20 protein-coding genes are annotated in these 22,597 nt (G+C 66.6%); 15 read left to right on the top strand and 5 right to left on the bottom strand.

Going from position 1 to position 22,597, the window contains the following annotated elements; translation table 11 throughout:
* The first annotated feature begins 11 nt into the window (after window positions 1–11).
* Window positions 12–1,178: a Gfo/Idh/MocA family protein gene (locus tag AC3WMA_RS14830; protein WP_492286146.1), complete on the top strand. Its 1,167-nt coding sequence runs from the start codon at window positions 12–14 to the stop codon at window positions 1,176–1,178.
* On the opposite strand, the gene glpK is transcribed toward AC3WMA_RS14830, so the two are convergent.
* On the bottom strand, window positions 1,170–2,672 hold the full coding sequence (gene glpK, locus AC3WMA_RS14825) for a glycerol kinase GlpK (RefSeq protein ID WP_492286145.1): 1,503 nt from the start codon (window positions 2,670–2,672) through the stop codon (window positions 1,170–1,172). The two genes, AC3WMA_RS14830 and glpK, sit on opposite strands and share 9 nt — an antisense overlap.
* 220 nt (window positions 2,673–2,892) lie before the next feature.
* On the opposite strand from glpK, the gene AC3WMA_RS14820 reads away from it, so the two are divergent.
* From AC3WMA_RS14820 to AC3WMA_RS14810, 3 genes are read left to right on the top strand one after another with little or no spacing between them, the layout of a single operon-like run.
* Window positions 2,893–4,008 carry a Ppx/GppA phosphatase family protein gene (locus tag AC3WMA_RS14820; protein ID WP_492286144.1) on the top strand — a complete coding sequence of 372 codons (1,116 nt, stop codon included), beginning with the start codon at window positions 2,893–2,895 and terminating at the stop codon, window positions 4,006–4,008.
* Window positions 4,009–4,018: 10 nt separating this feature from the next.
* Window positions 4,019–4,753, top strand: a complete 735-nt coding sequence (locus AC3WMA_RS14815; RefSeq protein ID WP_492286143.1) for an RlmE family RNA methyltransferase — start codon at window positions 4,019–4,021, stop codon at window positions 4,751–4,753.
* A gap of 17 nt (window positions 4,754–4,770) precedes the next feature.
* Window positions 4,771–5,025, top strand: coding sequence for a hypothetical protein (locus AC3WMA_RS14810; protein ID WP_492286142.1), 255 nt, complete (start codon window positions 4,771–4,773; stop codon window positions 5,023–5,025).
* A gap of 7 nt (window positions 5,026–5,032) precedes the next feature.
* Here the strand turns inward: AC3WMA_RS14810 and AC3WMA_RS14805 are convergent, their stop codons facing one another.
* Window positions 5,033–5,653 (bottom strand): hypothetical protein, encoded by a 621-nt coding sequence (locus tag AC3WMA_RS14805; RefSeq protein WP_492286141.1) that lies wholly within the window; start codon window positions 5,651–5,653, stop codon window positions 5,033–5,035.
* A 36-nt stretch (window positions 5,654–5,689) separates the two neighbouring features.
* Window positions 5,690–7,129, bottom strand: coding sequence for a DHA2 family efflux MFS transporter permease subunit (locus AC3WMA_RS14800; protein ID WP_492286140.1), 1,440 nt, complete (start codon window positions 7,127–7,129; stop codon window positions 5,690–5,692).
* 301 nt (window positions 7,130–7,430) lie between these two features.
* On the opposite strand from AC3WMA_RS14800, the gene AC3WMA_RS14795 reads away from it, so the two are divergent.
* The 9 genes from AC3WMA_RS14795 to AC3WMA_RS14755 all read left to right on the top strand — a co-directional run bounded on the left by AC3WMA_RS14795 (window position 7,431) and on the right by AC3WMA_RS14755 (window position 17,699).
* Window positions 7,431–7,754, top strand: a complete 324-nt coding sequence (locus AC3WMA_RS14795; RefSeq protein WP_492286139.1) for a hypothetical protein — start codon at window positions 7,431–7,433, stop codon at window positions 7,752–7,754.
* A 180-nt stretch (window positions 7,755–7,934) separates the two neighbouring features.
* A complete protein-coding gene (gene guaB / locus AC3WMA_RS14790) occupies window positions 7,935–9,428 on the top strand; it encodes an IMP dehydrogenase (protein WP_492286138.1) in 1,494 nt (497 codons plus the stop codon).
* Window positions 9,429–9,498: 70 nt separating this feature from the next.
* Entirely contained in the window at window positions 9,499–9,909 is a 411-nt protein-coding gene (locus AC3WMA_RS14785) for an MAPEG family protein (RefSeq protein ID WP_492286137.1), read from the top strand.
* A 143-nt stretch (window positions 9,910–10,052) separates the two neighbouring features.
* Complete coding sequence (locus AC3WMA_RS14780) at window positions 10,053–11,168, top strand: DUF2865 domain-containing protein (protein WP_492286136.1); 1,116 nt, start codon at window positions 10,053–10,055, stop codon at window positions 11,166–11,168.
* Between the two features lie 342 nt (window positions 11,169–11,510).
* Complete coding sequence (locus AC3WMA_RS14775) at window positions 11,511–12,521, top strand: extracellular solute-binding protein (RefSeq protein WP_492286135.1); 1,011 nt, start codon at window positions 11,511–11,513, stop codon at window positions 12,519–12,521.
* Window positions 12,518–14,203 (top strand): ABC transporter permease, encoded by a 1,686-nt coding sequence (locus AC3WMA_RS14770; RefSeq protein WP_492286134.1) that lies wholly within the window; start codon window positions 12,518–12,520, stop codon window positions 14,201–14,203. The genes AC3WMA_RS14775 and AC3WMA_RS14770 overlap by 4 nt, the downstream gene beginning before the upstream one ends.
* A 95-nt stretch (window positions 14,204–14,298) precedes the next feature.
* Window positions 14,299–16,041, top strand: coding sequence for an AsmA family protein (locus AC3WMA_RS14765; protein ID WP_492286133.1), 1,743 nt, complete (start codon window positions 14,299–14,301; stop codon window positions 16,039–16,041).
* A gap of 80 nt (window positions 16,042–16,121) precedes the next feature.
* Window positions 16,122–17,300 (top strand): E22 family MetX-like putative esterase, encoded by a 1,179-nt coding sequence (locus AC3WMA_RS14760; RefSeq protein ID WP_492286132.1) that lies wholly within the window; start codon window positions 16,122–16,124, stop codon window positions 17,298–17,300.
* A gap of 48 nt (window positions 17,301–17,348) precedes the next feature.
* Window positions 17,349–17,699 carry a hypothetical protein gene (locus tag AC3WMA_RS14755; protein WP_492286131.1) on the top strand — a complete coding sequence of 117 codons (351 nt, stop codon included), beginning with the start codon at window positions 17,349–17,351 and terminating at the stop codon, window positions 17,697–17,699.
* A 91-nt stretch (window positions 17,700–17,790) separates the two neighbouring features.
* On the opposite strand, the gene AC3WMA_RS14750 is transcribed toward AC3WMA_RS14755, so the two are convergent.
* Window positions 17,791–18,174, bottom strand: a complete 384-nt coding sequence (locus AC3WMA_RS14750; protein WP_492286130.1) for a hypothetical protein — start codon at window positions 18,172–18,174, stop codon at window positions 17,791–17,793.
* A 135-nt stretch (window positions 18,175–18,309) separates the two neighbouring features.
* Window positions 18,310–18,942 carry a MarC family protein gene (locus AC3WMA_RS14745; RefSeq protein ID WP_492286129.1) on the bottom strand — a complete coding sequence of 211 codons (633 nt, stop codon included), beginning with the start codon at window positions 18,940–18,942 and terminating at the stop codon, window positions 18,310–18,312.
* A 41-nt stretch (window positions 18,943–18,983) separates the two neighbouring features.
* Between AC3WMA_RS14745 and AC3WMA_RS14740 the strand changes: the two genes are divergently transcribed.
* Both AC3WMA_RS14740 and gyrA read left to right on the top strand, forming a co-directional pair.
* Window positions 18,984–19,496: a hypothetical protein gene (locus tag AC3WMA_RS14740; RefSeq protein WP_492286128.1), complete on the top strand. Its 513-nt coding sequence runs from the start codon at window positions 18,984–18,986 to the stop codon at window positions 19,494–19,496.
* A 222-nt stretch (window positions 19,497–19,718) separates the two neighbouring features.
* The gene (gene gyrA / locus AC3WMA_RS14735; RefSeq protein WP_492286127.1) at window positions 19,719–22,523 is read left to right on the top strand and encodes a DNA gyrase subunit A; all 2,805 of its coding nucleotides are present in this window, start codon (window positions 19,719–19,721) and stop codon (window positions 22,521–22,523) included.
* Window positions 22,524–22,597: the final 74 nt, after the last annotated feature.

The following is a 22,597-nucleotide window of genomic DNA, read 5'->3' as shown; positions in this document are numbered from 1 at the left end:
CAGGTCACGCGATGAACGACGAATACGCGCCAAGGCTGCGCTATGCCATGATCGGCGGCGGCCGCGATGCCTTCATCGGCGCCGTGCACCGCCATGCGATCGCGCTCGACGGGCAGGCGGAACTGGTCGCGGGCGCCTTGTCCTCGACACCGGAGCGTGCCCGCGCATCCGGCCGCGCTCTGGGCCTCGCCGATGCCCATAATCATGCAAGCTGGCAGGCTTTGCTCGAAGCCGAGCTCGCCCGCCCGGCGGCGGAGCGCGTCGACCTCGTCGTCATCGTCACGCCGACCGATACGCATTTCCCGATCGCGCAGGCTTTCGCGGAAGCCGGTTTCCATGTCGTCTGCGACAAGCCGCTGACCCATACCGGCGCGCAGGCCACGACGCTGGTCGAGACGGCCGCCAAGCGCGGCACCGTTTTCGGCGTGACCTACAACTACACCGGCTATCCGATGGTCCGGCAGGCGCGCGATATGGCGCGCTCCGGCGCGCTCGGGCGCATCCGCAAGGTCGTGGTCGAGTACAATCAAGGCTGGCTCGCCACAGCATTGGAGACGACCGGCAACAAGCAGGCGAGCTGGCGCACCGATCCGGCCCGCAGCGGCATCGCGGGGGCGCTCGGCGATATCGGCTCCCATGCAGAAAACCTCGTCTTGACCGTGACCGGGCTCGCAATCGAGGAACTGGTCTCCGATCTCGGCACGCTCGTGCCCGGCCGTGCGCTCGACGACGATGCCAGCATGCTGCTGCGCTTCAAGGGCGGCGCGCGCGGCGTCCTCGTCGCCTCGCAGATCAATGCCGGGCTGGAGAACGACCTGCGGCTGCGCGTCTCCGGGGAGAACGGCACGCTGGAATGGCGGCAGGAGGAGCCGAACCGGCTCGTCCATCACCGCCGCGAGGGCCCGACCGAGATCTTCACCCGCGCCTCGCCCTGGCTCTGCGAATCGGCCCGACGTGCCGGGCGCATTCCGGCGGGACATCCAGAGGGCTTCATCGAGGCCTTCGCCAATATCTATCGTGGCGTCTTCGCGGATATCCGCGCCCGCAAGGCCGGCACGACGGCCGATCCGCTCGACGCCGACTATCCGACGGTCGGCGATGGCGCGCGTGGCGTGCGCTTCATCGAATGCGCGGTGGCTTCCTCGGCGGAGCGGCGCTGGCTGCCCTTCTCAGGTTGAGCTCAGCGTCCGCCTGACGCTGTCGCGCCAGCCCGTGACCTTGCGCTTGCGCTCGCTGGCGGCCATGGCCGGCGAGAAGCGCCGTTCCAGGCGCCATAGATCGGCGAAGCGATCGGGCTCCGGCAGCAGGCCGGCATCGAGCCCGGCGAGATAGGCCGCGCCCAAAGCCGTCGTCTCCAGCACATTCGGCCGGTCGACCGGCAGGTCGAGGATGTCGGCGAGGCGCTGCATCGTCCAGTCGGAGGCGACCATGCCGCCATCGACCCGCAGGACTGATTGCTTCCCGGCGCCGGCGTCCGGCCAGTCTGCCCGCATCGCCTCGACGAGGTCGAGCGTCTGGTAGCAGACGCTTTCCAGCGCTGCTCGCGCGAATTCGCGCGGTCCCGAATTGCGGGTCAGGCCGAACATCGCGCCACGCGCATGGGCGTCCCAATGAGGCGAGCCCAAGCCCACGAAGGCCGGCACCAGATAGACGTCCTGCTCGGGATCGGCGGCCTCCGCCAGCTGCCCGGTCTCGCTCGCCTTCTCGATGATGCCGAGCCCGTCGCGCAGCCATTGCACCGCCGCGCCCGCGATGAAGATCGAGCCTTCCAGCGCATAGGTGCGCTTGCCGCCGAGCTGGTATGCGATCGTGCTGAGCAGGCGGTGCTTCGAGCGCACTGGCGTGTCGCCCGTGTTCAGCAGGGCGAAGCAGCCGGTGCCATAGGTCGATTTCACCATGCCGGGCGAGAAACAGGCCTGCCCGATCGTCGCCGCCTGCTGGTCCCCGGCCATGCCGCGCACCGGGATCGCCGCGCCGAACAGCTCCGGCGCCGTATCGCCGAAATGCGCGGCGCAGTCGCGCACCTGCGGCAGCAGTGCGGCCGGGATGCCGAACAGGTCGAGCAGGTCCGAATCCCAGACGCCGCGGCCGATATCGAACAGCATGGTCCGCGCGGCATTGGTCGCGTCGGTCGCATGCACCGCCCCGCCGGTCAGGCGCCAGAGCAGGAAACAGTCGATCGTGCCGAAGGCGAGTTCGCCAGCCTCGGCCCGTCGCCGGGCTCCGGGGACGTTGTCGAGCAGCCAGGCGATCTTGGTCGCGGAGAAATAGGGATCGATGCGCAGGCCCGTCCGCTCCGCGACAAGATCCTCATGGCCGGCCGCGACGAGATTCGCGCAGGCCTTTGCGGTGCGCCGGTCCTGCCAGACGATGGCGCGATGGATCGCCCTGCCCGTGCGGCGATCCCAGATCAGCGTCGTCTCGCGCTGGTTGGTGATGCCGATTCCGGCGATCTCCGCCGCACTCAGGCCGCCCTTGGCGATGGCCTCGCGTGCGGTCGCCAGCACGCTCTCCCAGATATCCTCGGGCTCATGCTCGACCCAGCCGGAGGCCGGAAAATGCTGCGGAAACTCGCGCTGGGCGCTGGCCACCACGCCGAGCGACGCATCGAACAGGATCGCCCGCGACGAGGTCGTGCCCTGGTCGATGGCGAGGATGTGTCTGGCGGCCATGTCGGTTCCCTGCCCGGTCTCATTGGTCGGCGGAGACTGGCCGATCAGCCGGTCCGGGCGCAAGCCGCGTCCCATGCGAATGTGCGGCAAGTCTTCCAGCCGGCAAGGTTCCGCTTGGCATGTCGCGCGCCCTGTAGTTAGCTCATCATGAAGCAGGGCCGCGCCGGGTCGCGGCCCCTGTCCGTGCCCCAGGCATCGGACAGGTTGAGAGGTTGAATCAGTGGCGGTCGAGGACCGGCAACAACGGGATGTCGCGCCTATTGCGCGACCGCAGAGACATGACGCCGATCCGCAACGGAACGGCGCGATCCCGGTTGGTGCGTCGTTCCAGAGCTTTGGACAGCCTGCCCCCCGCCCGCCGGGCGCGACCTATGCCGCGCTCGATCTCGGCACCAATAATTGCCGCCTGCTGATCGCCCGCCCGGCGCAGCATGGCTTTCGCGTCGTCGACGCCTTCTCCCGCATCGTGCGCCTTGGCGAGGGCCTGGGCGCGAGCAGCCGACTTGGCGATGCCGCGATGGACCGCGCCGTCGAGGCGCTGAAGATCTGCCGCGGCAAGATGGCGAATCGCGGCGTCACCCGCGCCCGCCTCGTCACCACCGAAGCCTGCCGCGCCGCCACCAACGGGCTCGACTTCATCCGCCGCGTCGCGGCGGAGGCGGAACTCGCGCTGGAGGTCATCGACCAGCGCACGGAAGCGGCGCTCGCCGTCTCCGGCTGTGCGGCGCTCGCCGATCCGGCGGCGGAAAGCGTCATCGTCTTCGATATCGGCGGCGGCTCGACCGAGATCGTCTGGCTCGGCGGCCGCAGCGAGGCGCGAGACCCTGCCGCCCGCATCCGCGAATGGGCCTCGCTGCCGATCGGCGTCGTCACGGTGGCCGAGCGCTATGGCGGCATCGAGGTCAGCCGCGAATTGTTCGAGAAGATGGTCGAGGATTGCACGCAGGCGCTCGCGCCCTTCGCCAAGAAGGCGGCGGGCGCCCGCGACGCCCGCAGCTTCCACCTGCTCGGCACCTCCGGCACGGTGACGACGGTCGCCGGCATCCATCTCGACCTGCCGCGCTATGACCGGCGCGAGGTCGACGGGCTGTGGATGCATCAGCGCGACATCCTCGCGGTGATCGACCGCCTGATCGAGATGGACTATGCCGCCCGAGCGGCGAATGCCTGCATCGGCCGCGAGCGCGCCGATCTGGTTCTGGCCGGTTGCGCGATCTTCGAGGCGATCCGCCGCGCGTTCCCGAGCGAGCGCGTCCGTATCGCCGATCGCGGCCTGCGCGAGGGCATCCTGCTGCGCATGATGCATGAGGACCGCGCCTGGTGGCGGCGGAAATAGGTTCGATACAATGAGCACCGGAAAATCGGGCGGCAACACCGGCGGCAAGCCAGCCGGCGCGCGCGACATGCGCGTCAAGGTCAAGAAGGCCGGCAAGCTCAAGCATTCCTCGCAGCTCTGGCTCGAGCGCCAGCTCAACGACCCCTATGTGAAGCGGGCCCGGGAGATGGGCTATCGCTCGCGCGCGGCGTTCAAGCTCGAGGAGATGGACGACCGCTACAAGTTCCTGAAATCCGGGCAGCGGCTGGTCGATCTCGGCTGTGCGCCGGGCGGCTGGTGCCAGATCGCGGCCAAACGCATCGGGCTTGAGCAAGGCAAGGGATACATCGTCGGCATCGACCTGCTGGCGGTCGACCCGATCCCCGGCGTCGACCTGATCCAGCTCGATTTCATGGCCGATGAGGCGCCTGCCCTGCTGACAGAGCGTCTCGGCGGCCGCGCCGACGGCGTGATGTCCGACATGGCCGCCAACACCACCGGCCACAAGAAGACCGACCATCTCAAGATCATCGCGCTCGCCGAGGCCGCGATCGAATTCGCTCATGACGTGCTGGCGCCGGGCGGATTCTTTCTCGCCAAGCTGTTCCAGGGTGGCGACAGCGCCGAGCTTCTCGCCACGCTGAAGCGCGACTTCACGCTCGTTCGCAACGTCAAGCCGGCGGCGAGCCGCGCCGATTCCTCCGAGCTTTACGTTCTCGCAACCGGTTATCGCCGGCAGCAGCGGCCGGAAGCCGACAACGCCTGACCGATAGCGGGGACGCCGTGGCGCCGCCTGTTCCACGCATGATCCCGGCGCTTCAAGCGATTCTCGACGCCGAGATCGCGCGGGGAAATTCCATCCTGAGCGTTGGCGACTGGCCGCCGGATTGCCGGCTTTCCGTCCAGCTCGCCCGCCCCTTCAGGAAGCGCTATCCCGCTCCGCCCGGCATCATCTACGCAGCGCTGAACGACCCGCATTACTGGAAGGCAGAATACCGCACGGTCGACGGCAGCGAGTGCCTCGTCTGCGGGTTCTAAGCCGCCGTCACTCTGGAAAGACATCGCGCGGCAGGTGGCGCGGGTCGTAGCTGCCCGGTGCGCTTCGGACCACGGAGGCCCAGATCCAGAAGCCGAGGCCGCCGACGCCGATGAGCGGTCCGATGACCTCGAAGAACCCGGCCCTCCCGCTCAAACCGATATAGAGCACCATCAATCCTGCACCGCCGAAGATCACGGCGGCGATGAGCGCGACCACGATCAGAAAGCGGTGGCGCCCTTCCGGGATGCCGCGCCGAAACGCGACATGACCGTGCCCGCCGGCGACGAGGCGACGGTGCAGGTCTTCGATGAAGGCAATAAAGACTGTATCGCGCTTCGGGTCGTCGACGCCCCAGGGGCTGCTGGAATGGACGAAGAGCGGCCGGCCGGAGGAAAATGTCAGTTCGGCCAGCGCTTCCCAGGGTGACCGCGGCCCGCCATTGACCGCCTGTAGCCGTACGCCGGTCAGCTTGCCGAAGGGGCGCAAGCCGGAGCGGCCATCGAGCTCGTAGGCGATGCCTTCGTCGCTGAGCGTCAGTTCGGTTTCGGCGAGTTTCAGCCGGGCCGCGCCGTCGCCGACGCAGAGCGTGTAGCGCGTCTCGTTCGAGGGCGCGGGCTCAGCCTGCATGCCCTGACCCTGCGGCAAGCCGCCCGGGCTGACAAGCTATTCGAGCGGCTTCTGATCGGCGATCGCCTCGGCCGTGACCTTGCGCGCGCTGACCGGGACATGGCCGGATACCTCGGCGCCGGCATCCGGCGCGAGCCGCATCATCCAGAACGCCGAGGATGCCGAGATCAGCCCGACGATCAGGAAGGCCGGCCAGAAATCGCCCGCGCCCAGCGCCTTGCCGCCATGGAGGAGGTTGGCGCTCTCCAGCGCGAAGGCACCGATCGTCACGCCCATGCTGAGCGAGAGCTGCTGGGCAACGCTCGACAGGCTGGTCGCGCTCGACATCTCGCGATTGGAGACATCGGCATAGCTCAGCGCGTTGATGCCGGTGAATTGCAGCGAGCGGAAGCAGCCGCCGACCAGCAGCACCGAGAGCATGATCGCGTGAGGCGTCGTCGGCGTGAACAGGCCGGAGGCGGCGAGGAAGGCCGCGCCGATCACGGCATTGGCGATCAGCACGCGGCGGAAGCCGAAGCGCGCCAGGATGGTTCGCGCCAGCGTCTTCATGATCAGCGCGCCGGCGGCCGAGACGAAGGTGATCAGGCCGGATTGCAAAGCATCGAGCCCGAAGCCGAGCTGCAGCATCAAGGGCAGCAGGAAGGGGATCGCGCCGATGCCGGTGCGGAAGATCGAGCCGCCGATCACGCCGATCCGGAAGGTCGGAATCCGGAAGAGCGCGAGGTTCAGCACCGGATAAGGCACGCGCCGGGCATGGAACCAGTATGCGACCAGAGCGGCGGCGCCCGCCAGGACACAGCCATAGGAGACGACCTGCGGCACGAGATGGCGCCCGCCTGTCGCCAGGCCCAGCATCAGGCTGGCGAAGCCGAAGGAGGAGAGCAGGAAGCCCTTGACGTCGAGCGGTGCGACATCCTCCTCGCGGATATCCTCGAAGAACAGGCTCGCGAGCACGATGCCGACCAGGCCGATCGGGATGTTGATGAAGAAGATCCAGCGCCAGTCGAAATAGGTGGTGATGAAGCCGCCGAGCGGCGGCCCGACGACGGGGCCGACCAGAGCGGGAATCGTCAGGTAGGCGAGCGCGCCGACGATCTCGGACTTGCTGACGCTGCGCAGGATGACAAGGCGCCCGACCGGCACCATCATCGCCCCGCCGATGCCCTGGATGAAGCGCGCGCCGACGAAGGCGCCGAGCGAGCTCGACACCGCGCAGAGGATCGAGCCGAGCATGAAGACGACGAGCGCCGAGCGGAAGATCGTGCGGGCACCGTAGCGGTCCGCCATCCAGCCGGAGATCGGGATGAAGACGGCGAGGCTGACGAGATAGGAGGTCAGCGCCAGCTTCAGCGCGATCGGATCTTCGCCGAGCGAGGCGGCGATCACCGGCAGCGAGGTCGCGATCACCGTCGAATCGGTGTTCTCCATGAACAGCGCACAGGCGACGATCAGGGGCAGGAGTTTGGAGCGCTGCAAGTCTTCGGACCTTGGGACTTTGGACCTTCCACGCCCGGTCAATTAGGCGCGTTTGAAATCATAAGCTCGGCTATTAATCCGATGCATTGGGAGTGACGAGCGCGAATTCGCGCTGCGGTGCCCGATTTGCCCGCTGCCGGCGCGCTTCCGCCATGCGCACGGGATATGGCCCGGCGACACGCACAACGCCGCCATGCATTGACGTCACTCCTTCGAGCCTCTCGCCAGCACCATCTCCATCGTGCCCGGTCGTGCCGGGCCGGCGCGAGGGGCGTGCGTCGTCAATCCCTGGAGAAGCGCCATGACTACCGTCTCATCCATTTTCACCGCCGCACACCATGCAGCGCCTGGACTGTCCGTTCTTGGGCTTGCTCTCGCGGCAGGATTGGCATGGGCGCCTGCGTCGGCCGCGGCCGCGGCCGCCTCCGGCGGCTGGCAGGCCAGCTGCCAGTTCAAGACCATTCCCAACAGCGGCGGCGAAGGCCTGCGCTATGACGCCTGCCTGCGTCTCGAGACCTGCCAGCGCATGGCCAATGCGGCCGGCCGGACCATTTTCGAGGCCGGCTGCTTCGGCGTGGCGCCGGATGCACCCGCCCAGCCCGCGGCCACGCGACCCATCCGATAGCCGCCGACGCAAGGAAACGGCGCCGCTAAGCACAGGCGCCGTTTCCGCACTGCAAAAGAATCCAGCCCGGCGCACTAGCGGACCCGCCGCGCCCATGCTAACGGGCCTCGTCAACTCGGCACTGGGCCTCTCGCCCTGCCACCTTGAAAAGCCGGCCTCGCCCGGCGGTCGGAGTTGACGATGACGCTTTCCCTCGACGGTCTGATTCGCGACGGTTTCACCTTCGACGACGTGCTGCTCGAGCCGGGCCCGTCCGAGGTCATGCCGGCGGATGTCGATATCCGCACGAAGCTCACCCGCACCATCTCGCTGAACCTGCCGATCATCGCCTCGGCGATGGACACGGTCACCGAGGCGCGCATGGCTATCGCGATGGCGCAGGCCGGCGGCCTCGGCGTCATCCATCGCAATCTCGAAGCCGACCAGCAGGCCGCTCAGGTCCGCCTCGTCAAGAAATTCGAATCGGGGATGATCGCCAACCCGATCACCATCCACCCGGATGAGACGCTGGCCGACGCGCTGGCGCTGATGAAGAACAACGGCATCTCCGGCATCCCGGTCGTCGAGCGCGGCCCGCAGGGCCATAACGGCAAGCTCGTCGGCATCCTGACCAATCGCGATGTCCGCTTCGCCCAGAACCCGGCACAGCCGGTTTCCGAGCTGATGACCAAGGAGCGCCTGATCACGGTGCGCGAGGGCGTCAACCCCGAGGAAGCGCGCCGCCTGCTCCACCAGTTCCGCATCGAGAAGCTGCTCGTCGTCGACGACCACTATCGCTGCATCGGCCTGATCACCGTCAAGGACATGGAGAAGCAGGTCGCCCACCCCAACGCCGCCAAGGACGTGCATGGCCGGCTGTTGGCCGCCGCCGCGACCACGACGGGCGACCAGGGTTTCGAGCGCTCGGAGATGCTGATCGATGCCGGCGTCGACCTCATCGTCGTCGACACCGCCCATGGCCATTCGGCCAAGGTGCTGGAGGCGGTCAGCCGGGTGAAGAAGCTCTCGAACTCGGTCCAGGTCATCGCCGGTAACATCGCCACCGCCGGCGGCGCCCAGGCCCTGATCGATGCCGGCGCCGACGCCATCAAGGTCGGCATCGGCCCGGGCTCGATCTGCACCACTCGCATCGTGGCGGGCGTCGGCGTGCCGCAGCTCACCGCGATCATGGATGCGGCCTCGGCCGGTGCGAAGGCCGGTGTGCCGGTCATCGCCGATGGCGGCATCAAGTATTCCGGCGACCTCGCCAAGGCGCTGGCGGCCGGCGCCTCCTGCGCCATGGTCGGCTCGCTGCTGGCCGGCACCGACGAGACGCCCGGCGAGACCTTCCTGTACCAGGGTCGCTCCTACAAGGCCTATCGCGGCATGGGCTCGGTCGGCGCGATGGCGCGCGGCTCGGCCGATCGCTACTTCCAGCAGGACATCAAGGATTCGCTGAAGCTGGTGCCTGAGGGCATCGAGGGCCAGGTCGCCTACAAGGGCCCGGTCTCGAACGTGCTGCACCAGCTCGCCGGGGGCCTGCGCGCCGCCATGGGCTATGTCGGCGGCAAGGACCTCGAGGACTACCGCAACAAGGCCCGCTTCATCCGCATCACCAGCGCGGGCCTGCGCGAGAGCCATGTCCATGACGTGACCATCGTGCGCGAGAGCCCGAACTACCCGACCCGCTCTTGAGTCATCGCGAGCATTGTGCAGCACTGGCCCGGCTCATCCGGGCCGGTGCGACACGAGGCGACGCGCAACCATGACTCTCAAGCTGATCTATCCGACGCTGGCGATGATCTTCTGGATCTTCGTCGTCGGCGTCATCCTGGCCCTGCGCCGCAAGGATGCCTTCAGCAGCGGCGCCGTCCGGCAAGACGAGGTGTCGGTCTCGACCGAGCGCTATCCGGTCCCGGCGCGGCTCGCGGCCGCGAACTTCACCAACCAGTTCGAATCCCCGGTGATCTTCTTCGCGGTCGTGATGGTCGCGATGGAGACCGGTGCCACCGGCTATGCCATGGCGCTGCTCGCCTGGCTTTATGTCGCCACCCGCGTCATCCACACCTTCATCCATCTCGGCCCCAACAAGCTGCCCCTGCGTGGCGCGGTCTACGGCATCGGCTTCATCGCACTGTTCTGCATGTGGCTGGGCGTCCTCGTCTCCGTGCTCTGAGCGGCTGAGCCCGGCCCTCGCTCCCGTTAAGCATTCCGGCCGTTTCCGGTGATCGCACGCCCGGAAGCGTTGAAGCTTAACGAAAAGTAAACTACACCCCGAATGGCGGCGGACGGTGGACAAGCGTAGTTTGGAGTGACGCGATGTTGCGTGTCCGTGAAGTCCCGGCGCGGGTTTTCGCCCGCGAGGGTGAGGTTGTGGCTGCCGCTTCCGGCAAAGCGAAGATCGTCCGGCGCAACCATAAGGGCCGCCTGCTGGCGCTGGCCGTGCTCGGGGCCGCGCTCGGCTCGGGCGGTATCGTGCTGACGGCGTCGCTGGTCCAGGCAGAGGACGATGCCGGCATCCATGCCTTCTTCGCTCAGGAAGCCGCCCGAAAGGCGGCACAGGCCGGCGTGCGGAATGCCGCCTATACGTCCACCGCTCCCACCCGCTACGCCCCGCAGGCCAATGCCTATGCGCCCGCTAATAACGGCTGGCGCCTGCCGCTCATGCAGGTGCAGCCGGACGGCCGTCTCGCGCATCCGCCGATCGAGCTCAACCCGTTCCGCACCGCCCCCAAGAAGCTCGCCGACCGGCAGCGCAGACCGGCCGGCACGACCAACGCCTCGCTCGACACGGTCACCGGCGCGGCGGACCGGGCCCAGACCTTCTGCGTACGCCTCTGCGACGGCTTCCATGCGCCGATCGGCTATCTCCGCGCGTCCGGGGACATCAAGGCCCATGAAGCGATCTGCAAGGCGATGAACCCCGGCGTTCCGGTCAAGGTCTTCAAGGCCGCGGCCGGCGTGACCGATATCGCCGACGCCGTCGCCGCCGACGGCAAGCGCTATGGCGCGCTCCCAATGGCCTTCAGCCATGCCAAGGCCTCCGATCCGGCCTGCCGGCCGGCGATCGTCCAGGCGGGCGAGCGACGCGTCTCCCTGCTGCGCGACATCACCTTGCGGCCGGGCGACAGCGTCGTGCTCGACGGCAAGGTCTCGACCTTCACCGGCAGCTCGAGCTGGCCCTACAACCGGCGCGACTTCCGCGATTTCCGTACGGCCTCGGAGCTCAGCAAGGCCCAGCGCAAGCAGATCGACGAGCAGGTCGGCATCTCCCGGATGGAGGCGCAGGCGCGCAGCGTCCGGCGCCAGATGCGGGTCCGCGAGGCACAGCTTCAGGACGACAGCATCATCAGCGACGCGATCCTGCGTGGCTCCGTCGATCCGACGATGCGCGAGCCGGTCCGGCTGATCCCGCTCTCCCTGCCGGCGCGCTGAACCGCTGCTTCGCCGGTCGCCCCAGGGACCGACCTGCCTTCTGTAGGCCAGCGGCGCGGTTTAGCGCCGTAGCTTCACCATTCCGCCATGACACGACTGACCTAAAGGCAAGGCGCCGAACCGCGACAGGTCGTCCCAGCCGAAAGGCGTACGACCCCGACCCGCCTGAAATCTCGCCGTGTTTCCAATGGAATGCCTCGCTTATTAGAATTCGTCAAAATAAGAAGAACTCTAGAATCCTTATAAGGCATTGATATCAAAGGATTACTTCATTGACGCTCCGCGGGCGTCGCTCTATCGCTCGCCTGTCGCGCTGATCGCGCTCATCGACGGAGCAGAAGAATGACCGCAAAGACCTATCTCCACGCCTTGGCGCTGTCTTCCTGCCTGCTAGCTGCCCCGGCCTTCGCGCAAGACGTCAACCTCTACACGACCCGCGAGCCGGCCCTGCTCAACCCGGTTCTGGAAGCCTTCACCAAGGATACCGGCATCAAGGTCAACGCCGTGTTCCTGAAGGACGGCCTGCAGGAGCGCATCCGCGCCGAGGGCGCCAACAGCCCGGCCGATGTCATGCTGATGGTCGATGTCGGCGAGATCAATGCCGCGGTCGAGGCCGGCATCACCCAGCCGATCAAGTCCGACCTCGTCGACAAGACCGTCCCGGCGCAGCTGCGTCCCGACAATAACTGGGTCACGCTGACCAAGCGCGCCCGCGTCGTGGTCGTCTCCAAGGACCGTATCAAGCAGGACGCGATCACCTATGAGGACCTCGCCGATCCCAAGTGGAAGGGCAAGTTCTGCATCCGTGCCGGCCAGCACCCCTACAACAACGCTTTCTTCGCGGCCTATCTCGCCCATCACGGCGCCGACAAGACCGAGACCTACCTGAAGGCGCTGCGCGCCAACGCCGCCCGCAAGCCCGGCGGCGGCGACCGCGACGTCGCCCGCGACATCCAGTCCGGCCTTTGCGACATCGCCATCATCAACACCTACTATATCGGCCTGATGAGCGAGGCGAAGAACGAGCAGAAGGGCTGGTTCGACGCGATCAAGCCGCTCAAGACCACCTTCGCCAATGGCGGCACCCATGTGAACGTCTCGGCCGCGGCGCTGGCCAAGAACGCCCCGAACAAGGCGAACGCCGTCAAGCTGGTCGAGTACATGCTCGGCGACAAGGCGCAGGCGCTCTACGCGAACGGCAATTTCGAGTTCCCGGTCAACGCGTCCGTGGCCGACTCGGCCGCCGTCAAGCTGCTCGGCACCGTCACGCCCGACAAGCTGCCGCTCTCGGAGGTCGCCAAGCAGCGCAAGGCCGCGGCGAACCTCGTCGACAAGGTCGGCTTCGACAATTGAGCCTGAGCCACCTGCTCAACTCTACGCGACGGTCGCCATTCACGTGGCGGCCGTCGAGCCGTTTTGCCTATGCCGCGATCGGCGGGGCGGCGCTCGTGCTGCTGCCGCTGCTCGCGCTGCTGGCCACGGCGATCTCCTCGCCGCAGGCCGTCGAGATCTGGCCGCACCTCGCCGCCAATGTCCTGCCGACGGCCCTCGTCCAGACCGGCCTCTTGCTTGCCGGCGTCGGCCTGGCCTGCGCCGTCATCGGCGTCGGCACGAGCTGGCTGGTGACACAGTACGATTTCCCCGGCCGGCGCTCGCTCGAATGGCTGCTGGTGCTGCCGCTGGCGCTGCCGACCTATCTCACGGCCTATATCTACGTCGAGTTCCTCGGCTTCCAGGGACCGCTCCAGAGCACCTTGCGCGCGGCCACCGGCTGGCGCTCGCTGCGCGATTACTGGTTTCCCGATCCGCGTAACCTGCCCGGCGCGATCGCGATCATGGCGATCGTCCTCTACCCTTACGTCTATCTCAGCACGCGCGCGCTCTTCGGCGTGCAGGGCGCCAGCATCGTCGAGGCCGCGCGCAATCTCGGCGCCGCTCCCGGCCGGCTGTTCTGGCGCATCGGGCTGCCGCTCGCGCGCCCGGCCCTCGCCGCCGGGCTTACCCTCGTCCTGCTGGAGACGTTGAACGATATCGGCGCGACGGAATATCTCGGCGTGCGCTCGCTGACGCTCTCGATCTACACGACCTGGGTCAATCGTGGCTCGCTGCCGGGCGCGGCCCAGATCGCTTGCGTCATGCTGCTGCTGGTCTTCGCACTGATCCTCATCGAGGTGAAGCTGCGCGGGCAGCGCCGCTTCGCCCTGCCCGTCCGCCAACCCCGCCCGGTCACGCGCCGGCCGCTGCATGGACGCGCCGCCGCGCTCGCCACACTGGCCTGCGCCCTGCCCGTGCTCTTCGGCGCCGCCCTGCCGATCGGCTATCTCCTCACCGAAATCTTGCAGCGGGGCCTGCTGGCGCAGTTCGACACGGCCCTGCTCCGGCTCCTCGGCAATGCGCTGCTACTGTCGGGACTGGCGTCGATCCTCGTGGTCGCCCTCGGCCTCGGCATCGCCACGGCGGCCCGCTCCGGCCGCGAAACCTGGCTGAAGCCCCTCGCCCGTATCGCCAGCCTCGGCTACGCCGTGCCGGGCACGGTGCTGGCGCTCGGCTTGCTGATCCCGATCGCAGCCTTTGACAACCTGCTGGCGAATGCCGCGTCCGCCCTGTTCGGACTCAAGCCCGGCCTGATCCTGATCGGCTCCGGCGCGGCTTTGATCATCGCCTATACCGTGCGCTTCCTCGCCATCGGGGTCTCAGGCGTCGAAAGCGGCCTGTCGCGCGTCTCGCCACGGATCGACGATGCCGCGCGTGCGCTCGGAGCCGGCAGCACGGAGGTCACGCGCCGCATTCACTGGCCGCTCGCCCGCCCGGCCATCGCCGCAGCGGCGCTGCTGGTCTTCGTCGATTGCCTCAAGGAACTGCCCGCGACGTTGCTGCTGCGCCCCCTCAATCTCGACACGCTCGCGACCGTCGTCTATGGCCATGCCTCGCGCGGCGTCTTCGAGGATGGAGCGCTGGCAGCATTGCTGATCATCCTCGCCGGCCTGTATCCGGCCTTCATCCTGGCGAAAACCGGCACAGATCGCGCGGGATAGCCGGCTGCCCAGCCTCGACAAGCCCCCGAGATCAGCCTAAACCCTCTGCCGCCAGGGGGCTGGCTGACTTTCGGCCGGTGCCGATTCGGAAGTCCATGACCAGACGCGCCGCGATTATCGCCTTCAGCCTCGTCGTCGCCATCGGCCTGCTCGGTTTGCAGTCCTGGGACGTCGCGCTCGGGCGCGTCCAGCGCAGCGCGATCAAGGCGATCGAAGAGCGGACCGGCTTCGTCGTCCAGGCGATCGAGCGGGCCGAATTCGCCCTGCTGCCTTTGCCCCGCATCAGTCTGTCCCAGGTCGCCTTCACCCAGCGCGACGGCGCGCTCGCCGGCGAGGCCGTGCGGGTCAAGGCGCATCTGCGCCTTCTGCCGCTTCTGGGCGGGCGGATCAGCTTCGACCGGGTGGACCTCATCGCGCCGCGGATCGATGTCGCCGTCCCCGCTGGAAGCGACGGCGTCACCGAATGGCTTGCCTCGCCTTTGGCTGAGCTCGAGCGACTGCAGAGCCAGAGCAAGATCGTCATCCGCTCGGGCTCGCTCTTCCTGCGGGCGAATGGCGCGATCCAGAGCGTCGTGCGCGACCTCGACCTCGTCATCGACGAACGCGGCCTGAACGAACCGCTCAACCTGTCGGGTTCGCTGAACTGGCGCGGCGTGCCGACCGAGGTGAACCTGCTCTGGCCGATGGTTGGCGGCAACGCCAAGGCGGCCCTGTCGGCGACCTCCTCCCTGCTGAAGCTGCGCTTCGAAGGCAGCCGCTCCGGCCCCGGCGAGCCTGTGATCAGCGGCCCGCTCGTGCTCTCCACGCCCTCGCTGCCGAAGCTTCTCGCCTGGTTCGGCGAGGAGTCGCGTCTGGGTTCGGCGCTCGGCGCCGTCGCCATCTCGTCCGATATCCAGGTGAAGGCGCGCGAGGTCTCGTTCAACAGCGCCATCGTCAATCTCGACGGCGAGCGCCTGGACGGCGCGATCAAGCTCGCGGAAACCGGCGGGCGCTTTGCGTTATCGGGGACGCTTGCCGGCGCGACGCTCGACCTCGGCCGCCTCGTCGATCGCCTGCCTGTGCCGGCCGTCAACGTGGCGGACACCACTCCCTTCGATCTCGATTCCTGGACCGCACGCGACATCGACCTGCGCATCTCGGTCGATGCCGCCCGCCTGAAGGGCGCCAAGCTCAGCGACGTCGCCACCTATCTTCTGATCAAGAAGGGGCGCTTCGAGACCGGCCTGCTCCGCGCCAGCGCTTATGGCGGCAGCGTCAAGAGCCGCTGGCTCGCGCTCGGCACGCCCAACGGCGTCGACGTCAAGATCCAGGCGGGCCTCGACAAGGTGAATATCGGCCAGGCCGCGTCCGACCTGCCGCAGCTCGCGCGCCTGAGCGGCACGGCGGGCCTGCAGATCGCTCTCGACGGCGTCGGCCGCACCTTCGACGAGTTGCTGGTCTCACTCACCGGACGCGTCAATCTCACGGCCCGGCAGGGCGAGATCGGCGGCGTCGCCTTCGCCGAACTACTCCGCCGTGCCGAGCGCAGCCCGGTCCAGGCGCTGCGCGACTGGCGGCAGGGCAAGACGCCGTTCGAAACCATTTCGGCCCATGCCGGGATCGCCGGCGGCATCCTCGCCCTGACTGAAGCGCAGATGACCGGCCAGAACTATCGCTTCAACCTCGCCGGCAGCGCCTTGTTGCGCAGCCGCAATCTCGACATGACCGCGCTGCTCGCCTCCGCCAACGGCGCCCTGAAGTTGCCCTTCGTGCTCAAGGGGCCTGTCGATGCGCCGGCCTTCGAGATCGAAACCGAGGCGTTTCTCAGCCCGGCCGGCGCGACACTGCTCACGCGCTGACTTAAGCCTAGCTTTCGCTATCCCCCGAAATCCGCTCTCATGCCGCCGGAGCTTGTTGCAGCAGCGGGAAGGATGCGGCGATGAAGATGTGGATCATGGGCGCGCTGGCGCTTGCAGGGTGGGTGACGGCAGGCATGGCCGAGGCGCAGGATCTGGCGGTCGAGAAGAAGGTCTTCGAGATCCCGAGCTTCACTACCCAGAGTGGCCGCGCGCTGAAGAATGTCCGCGTCGGCTGGGAGAGCTACGGCACGCTCAACGCCGACAAGTCCAATGCCATTCTGATCTGCCACTTTTTCTCGGGCAACTCGCACGCCGCCGGCAAATATGCGGCCAACGACCCGGCGCCGGGCTATTGGGACGCGATCATCGGCCCGGGCAAGGCGATCGACACCAACAAGTATTTCGTCCTGTCCTCGGACACGCTGGTGAATCTCAACACCGGCGACCCCAAGACCACCACGACCGGCCCTGCCTCGACCAATCCCGATACCGGCAAGCCCTATGGGCTCGACTTCCCCATCGTCACGGTCCGCGACTTCGTCGAGGTCCAGAAGGCGCTGGTCGAAAGCCTCGGCATCAAGAAGCTTGCGCTGGTCGCCGGCCCCTCGATGGGCTCGCTCCAGACCTTCGAATGGGCAGCGAGCCATCCCGAGATGGTCGCCAAGGCCATGCCGGTGATCGGTGCCGGCGAAGCGGATGCGATGCTGATCGCCTGGCTCGACGTCTGGGCCGCGCCCATCCTCGTCGATCCCAACTGGAACAATGGCGACTATTACGGGAAGGCCCCGCCGCTCGCCGGCCTCGCCAAGGCGCTGACGGCCGTGACGCTGCAGGCCAATCACCAGGACTGGGCCAACGCCACGTTCGGCCGCCGCCCGGCCAAGGAGGGCGATGATCCGGCCAAGGCGCTCGCCAACAAGTTCCAGGTGCAGAGCGTACTCGACAATGCCGGCATGGCCCGCGCCAAGCTCTCCGACGCCAACCACTTCCTCTATCTCGTCAAGGCGAACCAGCTCTTCGCCGCGGGCGGCACGTCGCTCACTGAGGGCATGGCGAAGATCAAGGCACCGATGCTGCTGATCACCCAGCCCAAGGACCTCGTCTTCACGCCCGATATGGTCGCGACGACGGTGAAGGCAGCGAAGGCGGCCGGGCGCGACATCACCCACACGACCATCGACGGCTCGCGCGGCCATCTCGACGGCGTGGTGTCGATGAAGCAGGCGGAAGGCGCGATCCGGGCATTCCTGGAGAAGTAATTCGTCGCGCGGCTCATCCACGCGACGCGCAGCGCGAAAGAGCCCGCCATGAAGCCGATATGGCCCGCCATCCTGCTGTCGAGTGCCCTGACCATCCAGAGCGCTCACGCCGCCTGCACGGAGCCGCAGGCCGGCTCGGACCGGGCTCCCGCCCTCTCGCCACCGCTGAGCCAGGTCGTGACCGGCTCAGGCCGCCTGCAATTTCATTCGGCGCCGGACGGCGCCTGTCCGATGAAGGGCGTCTTCATCATCCCGAAGGACGCGGTCATCGCCCATACGCAGACGCGGGATGGCTGGTCGTCGGTGATGTATCTCGATCTCCGGACGGGAAACGACGTCAGCGGCTGGGTCAGGTCGGCCAGATTGAAGACGATCGGGACCATGGGGCCGAAACGCTGATTGCTGCGCGCTGCGCCAAGAGCTGCGCGATGGGCCGGACGCGGACCTGGCCAATTGGTAATCCGCGCGAAAGTTGCTTCGCGATTGGCGATCAATCGATCTCTCTGGCAAGGCTATCAAAAGTAGCCGCCGCAGCAACTCCAGCAATCCCACCTACATAAAAGACCATATGGCTGCGCATAGCTTCTGCGCCGACCAGGTTGCCTTCCAACATGACATAAATCGTCATGACCCCGCTGACCGCTCCACCAAGCACCAGAGATGCTGTTCGGAGGAATGGGTTAGAGACGAACGCATGGATCATCGGAAGGATGATGACTGTCGTAGGGGCGGCAAGAGCGAGCGGAAGCCACCAAAGCGTCTTGAATGCGAATGCGAAAACCACAGCAACCGCCGGAAACTTAGCAGATAAGGCGATAAGCCCGGAAAGCCCTCCTATGAAGGTTGCGATCAAAACTGCAAAGAAAGCTGCCATTGTAGCGAGTTGGTCCGAAAACGGTTCTCTCAATATCGAGGCGGCGGCGCTGCAATTTCAATTGCAAGAGCTATTCATGCCTAACGCTGATCCCAAGGCATATCTACAGGGCGAAAGCAGCCTCCCAACCCGCCCCTACCCCACCTGCGCGGCAGCCTTGATCCCGTCGATCACGAACTGCACCGCCAGCGCTGCCAGGATCACGCCCAGCAGGCGCGTCAGCACGATATTGCCGGTTACGCCCAGAAGCTTCGCGATCGGCGTCGCCGTCAGGAACACGACGAGGCAGGACAGCACCACCAGCCCGCAGATCACCGCCAGCGTCGCCAGCAGCAGCGGGTCGCCATGGGCGCGCCCGGCGAGCAGGATCATCGCGGTCAGGGCGCCCGGCCCCGCCATCAACGGGATCGCCAGCGGGAAGGCCGCGACATTGCGGATATGATCCTGCGTGATCGCGGTCTCGGCCGTCTGCTGCTTGCGCTCGGTGCGGCGCTCGAACACCATCTCGAAAGCGATCCAGAACAGCAGCAGCCCACCCGCGATGCGGAAGGCCGGCAGCGAGACGCCGAGCGCCTTCAGCACGATGTCGCCCGCCACGGCGAAGAAGGCCATGATGCAGAAAGCGATGATCGAGGCGCGGATCGCGACCTGCTTGCGCTCGCCCTCCGACATCCCGCGCGTCAGCGACAGGAAGATCGGCGCGAGGCCCGGAGGATCGAGCGTCACCAGCATGGTGACGAGCGCGGCGGTAGCGAATTCGACGAACATGGCGCGACGATATGCTAGGTTGCTACAACGAGCCAGACGAGATGAGTGTCTTTGACGTGCAGGCCGAGACCAAAGCGTCAAACCGTGTGGAGTTTCGCGGCAATGAGAGCCGCTGGGAAGCGCTGTTCTATCTCGGCCTCGGTGGGGCGATCGTTGCCTATTTCGTGTCCAAAGGTGGATGGACGGCGATCATAGGCGGAGGCATTTTTGGCTTCTTGTTCCTTCTTCTCGCTTTTGGGAAAGCGTTTGGCGAACTCAATCGCTCGGTCCACCTGGCCTTCGATGAGGAGGGGCTTACAGCTCCCCAGGTTTTTGCGCGAAAGGTGCCGTGGAGCGCAATCCAGAGCTATTCCTTCGATCCGAATCTAGAGGTCCAGGCTGTCTTGGTCGATGTGGTTGAGCCTGTACGCTTTGAGCCTAAGGTCACCGATCCGCTGAAAAACTGGCTGGTCACTTGGTACGGCTTCAGCCTCCCGCTCGGTGGGATTGCGTGCAGCTATGAGGATATCGAAGACGCTTTTCGACGCTTCGCTCCCCAGGTTCGAAAGATTTAGCTCGCATCCCGGCGGACCGCGTCTCGCAATTTCCACACGCGACCGCAGGCGAAACATGGTGAGATTGTGAAATCGATGCGAAAGTGAATTAAAAAAAGTTCTCAATTACCTGCAGTATAATGGTTTTATTTTCTCTGGACAGATTCACCTTTTGCTGGCGCGAAAAGCCGGAATCGGCTAGCCAGAAGGCTGAAAAACCAGCAGGAATCGGGACATTTCCCCTTGAGCGACGATACCGACGACAAGCGCGACGGAGCCCCGGATCTCGGCGGCGACATCAAGCCGATCGCGATCACCGACGAGATGAAGAAGAGCTATCTCGATTACGCCATGAGCGTGATCGTGAGCCGCGCTCTGCCCGATGTCCGCGACGGCCTGAAGCCGGTCCACCGCCGCATCCTGTTCTCGATGCACGAAAACAAGAACGTGCCCGAGCGGCCCTATACCAAATGCGCCCGCATCGTCGGCGACACGATGGGTAAATACCATCCGCACGGCAATCTCGCGGTTTATGACGCGCTCGTGCGCATGGCGCAGGACTTCTCGCTGCGCCTGCCGCTGATCGATGGCCAGGGCAATTTCGGCTCGATGGACGGCGATTCCGCCGCCGCCGATCGTTACACCGAAGCGCGCCTCGACAAGGCGGCGATGCCCCTGCTCGAGGATCTCGACCTCGATACGGTCGATTTCCAGCCGAACTACGACGGCAAGGAGCATGAGCCGACGGTCCTGCCGGCGCGCTATCCGAACCTCCTCGTCAACGGTGCCGGCGGCATCGCGGTCGGCATGGCGACCAACATCCCGCCGCATAATCTCGGCGAGGTCATCGACGCCTGCGTCGCCTATATCGACGATCCCGAGCTCTCGATCGACGACCTGATCGAGATCGTCCCCGGTCCGGACTTCCCGACCGGCGCCTCGATCATGGGCCGCAGCGGCATCCATTCGGCCTATCACACCGGCCGCGGCTCGATCGTGATGCGCTCGAAGACGCATATCGAGGAGATGCGCAAGGAGCGCGAGGCGATCGTCGTCACCGAGATCCCCTATCAGGTGAACAAGGCGACGATGGTCGAGAAGATCGCCGATCTCGTGCGCGAGAAGCGCATCGAGGGCATCTCCGACCTGCGCGACGAATCCAGCCGCGAGGGCGTGCGCGTCGTCATCGAGATCAAGCGCGACGCCGTCGCCGATGTCGTGCTGAACCAGCTCTATCGCTTCACCCCGCTGCAGACCTCCTTCGGCGCCAACATGGTCGCGCTGAACGGCGGCCGCCCGGAAGTCCTGAACCTCAAGGACTTCATCTCGGCCTTCGTCGAGTTCCGTGAACTGGTCGTCTCGCGGCGCACGCGCTACCTGCTGAACAAGGCCCGCGAGCGCGCCCATGTACTCTGCGGCCTCGCCACCGCCGTCGCCAACATCGACGAAGTCATCCGACTGATCCGCACAGCGCCAACCCCGGCAGCCGCGCATGAATCGCTGATGGCGCGCGACTGGCCGGCCGAGGATATCGCGCCGCTGATCGCGCTGGTCGACGACCCGCGCCATCCGATGAACCCGGACGGCACCTACCGGCTCTCGGATGCGCAAGCCAAGGCGATCCTCGAATTGCGCCTGTCGCGCCTCACCGCCCTCGGCCGTGACGAGATCGGCGACGAGCTGGAGAAGCTCGCCAAGGAAATCGCGGATTATCTCGACATCCTGCGCTCGCGCGCCCGCATCCAGTCGATCGTCAAGGCCGAGCTCGCCGAAGTCAGGAATGCCTTCGCCACGCCGCGCCGCACCGAGATCCAGGACTGGGGCTCGGACCTCGACGACGAGGACCTGATCGCCCGCGAGGACATGGTCGTCACCGTCAGCCATGGCGGCTACATCAAGCGCGTGCCGCTCTCGACCTACCGGGCGCAGCGCCGCGGCGGCAAGGGCCGCTCCGGCATGGCGACCAAGGACGAGGATTTCGTCGCTCGCCTCTTCGTCGCCTCGACCCATACCCCAGTGCTGTTCTTCTCCTCGGAAGGCCAGGTCTACAAGGAGAAGGTCTGGCGGCTGCCGCTCTCGGCGCCGAACGCGCGCGGCAAGGCACTGGTCAACATGCTGCCGATCGAGGCCGGCGAGCGCATCACCACAATCATGCCGCTGCCGGAAGACGAGGCGAGCTGGGAGACGCTCGACGTGATGTTCGCGACCGCCTCGGGCGGGGTGCGCCGCAACAAGCTCTCCGACTTCGTCAACGTCAACCGCGCCGGCAAGATCGCGATGAAGCTCGACGAGGGCGACCATATCGTCGACGTGCAGATCTGCACGGAGAACGACGACGTGCTGCTGACTACGGCCGACGGCCAGTGCATCCGCTTCGCGGTGCCGGAAGTGCGCGTCTTCAAGGGCCGCGACTCGACTGGCGTGCGCGGCATCAACCTGGCCAAGGGCGACGAGGTCATCTCGCTCGCGATCCTGCATCATCTGGACGCTACGCCAGACGAGCGCGCCGCCTATCTCAAGCGCGCCGCGGCCGCCCGCAGGGCGCTGACCGGTGAGGCCGAGGACGGCGCTGAAGCCACGGCGGCGGTCGAGGCCGATGCCGAGGAGAGCGCCGGCGATATCGAGCTCGGGCTTGAGAAGTATACCGCCATGGGCGCGGCCGAGCAGTTCATCCTGACGGTCTCGGAGCGCGGCTACGGCAAGCGCACCTCGTCCTTCGAGTACCGGGTCACCGGGCGCGGCGGCAAGGGCATCGTCGCCATGGTCGTGAACGATCGCAACGGCAAGCTCGTCGCCTCCTTCCCGGCGTTGGATACGGACCAGCTCATGCTCGTCACCGATGGCGGCCAGCTCATCCGCGTGCCGGTCGATGCCGGCCCGAACAACCGCATCCGCATCGCCGGGCGCTCGACCCAGGGCGTGACGGTGTTCAACACCGACAAGGACGAGAAGGTCGTCTCCGTCGAGTGCATCAATGACGACGGCGAAGGCGGCGAGAACGGCGAGGCAGGCGACGAAGCCCCCGGCGCCGAGTCGACGGAAGGCTGATCGGTCAGCCTCTTGCGGCCATGGCTTCAGACATTGCTGAAGCCATGGTCGGGAGGTTCATGTGAAGTGGCATG

This window comes from Allobosea sp. FW305-C-101, assembly GCF_058783685.1.
This window is presented reverse-complemented; position numbering and strand designations above follow the sequence as displayed.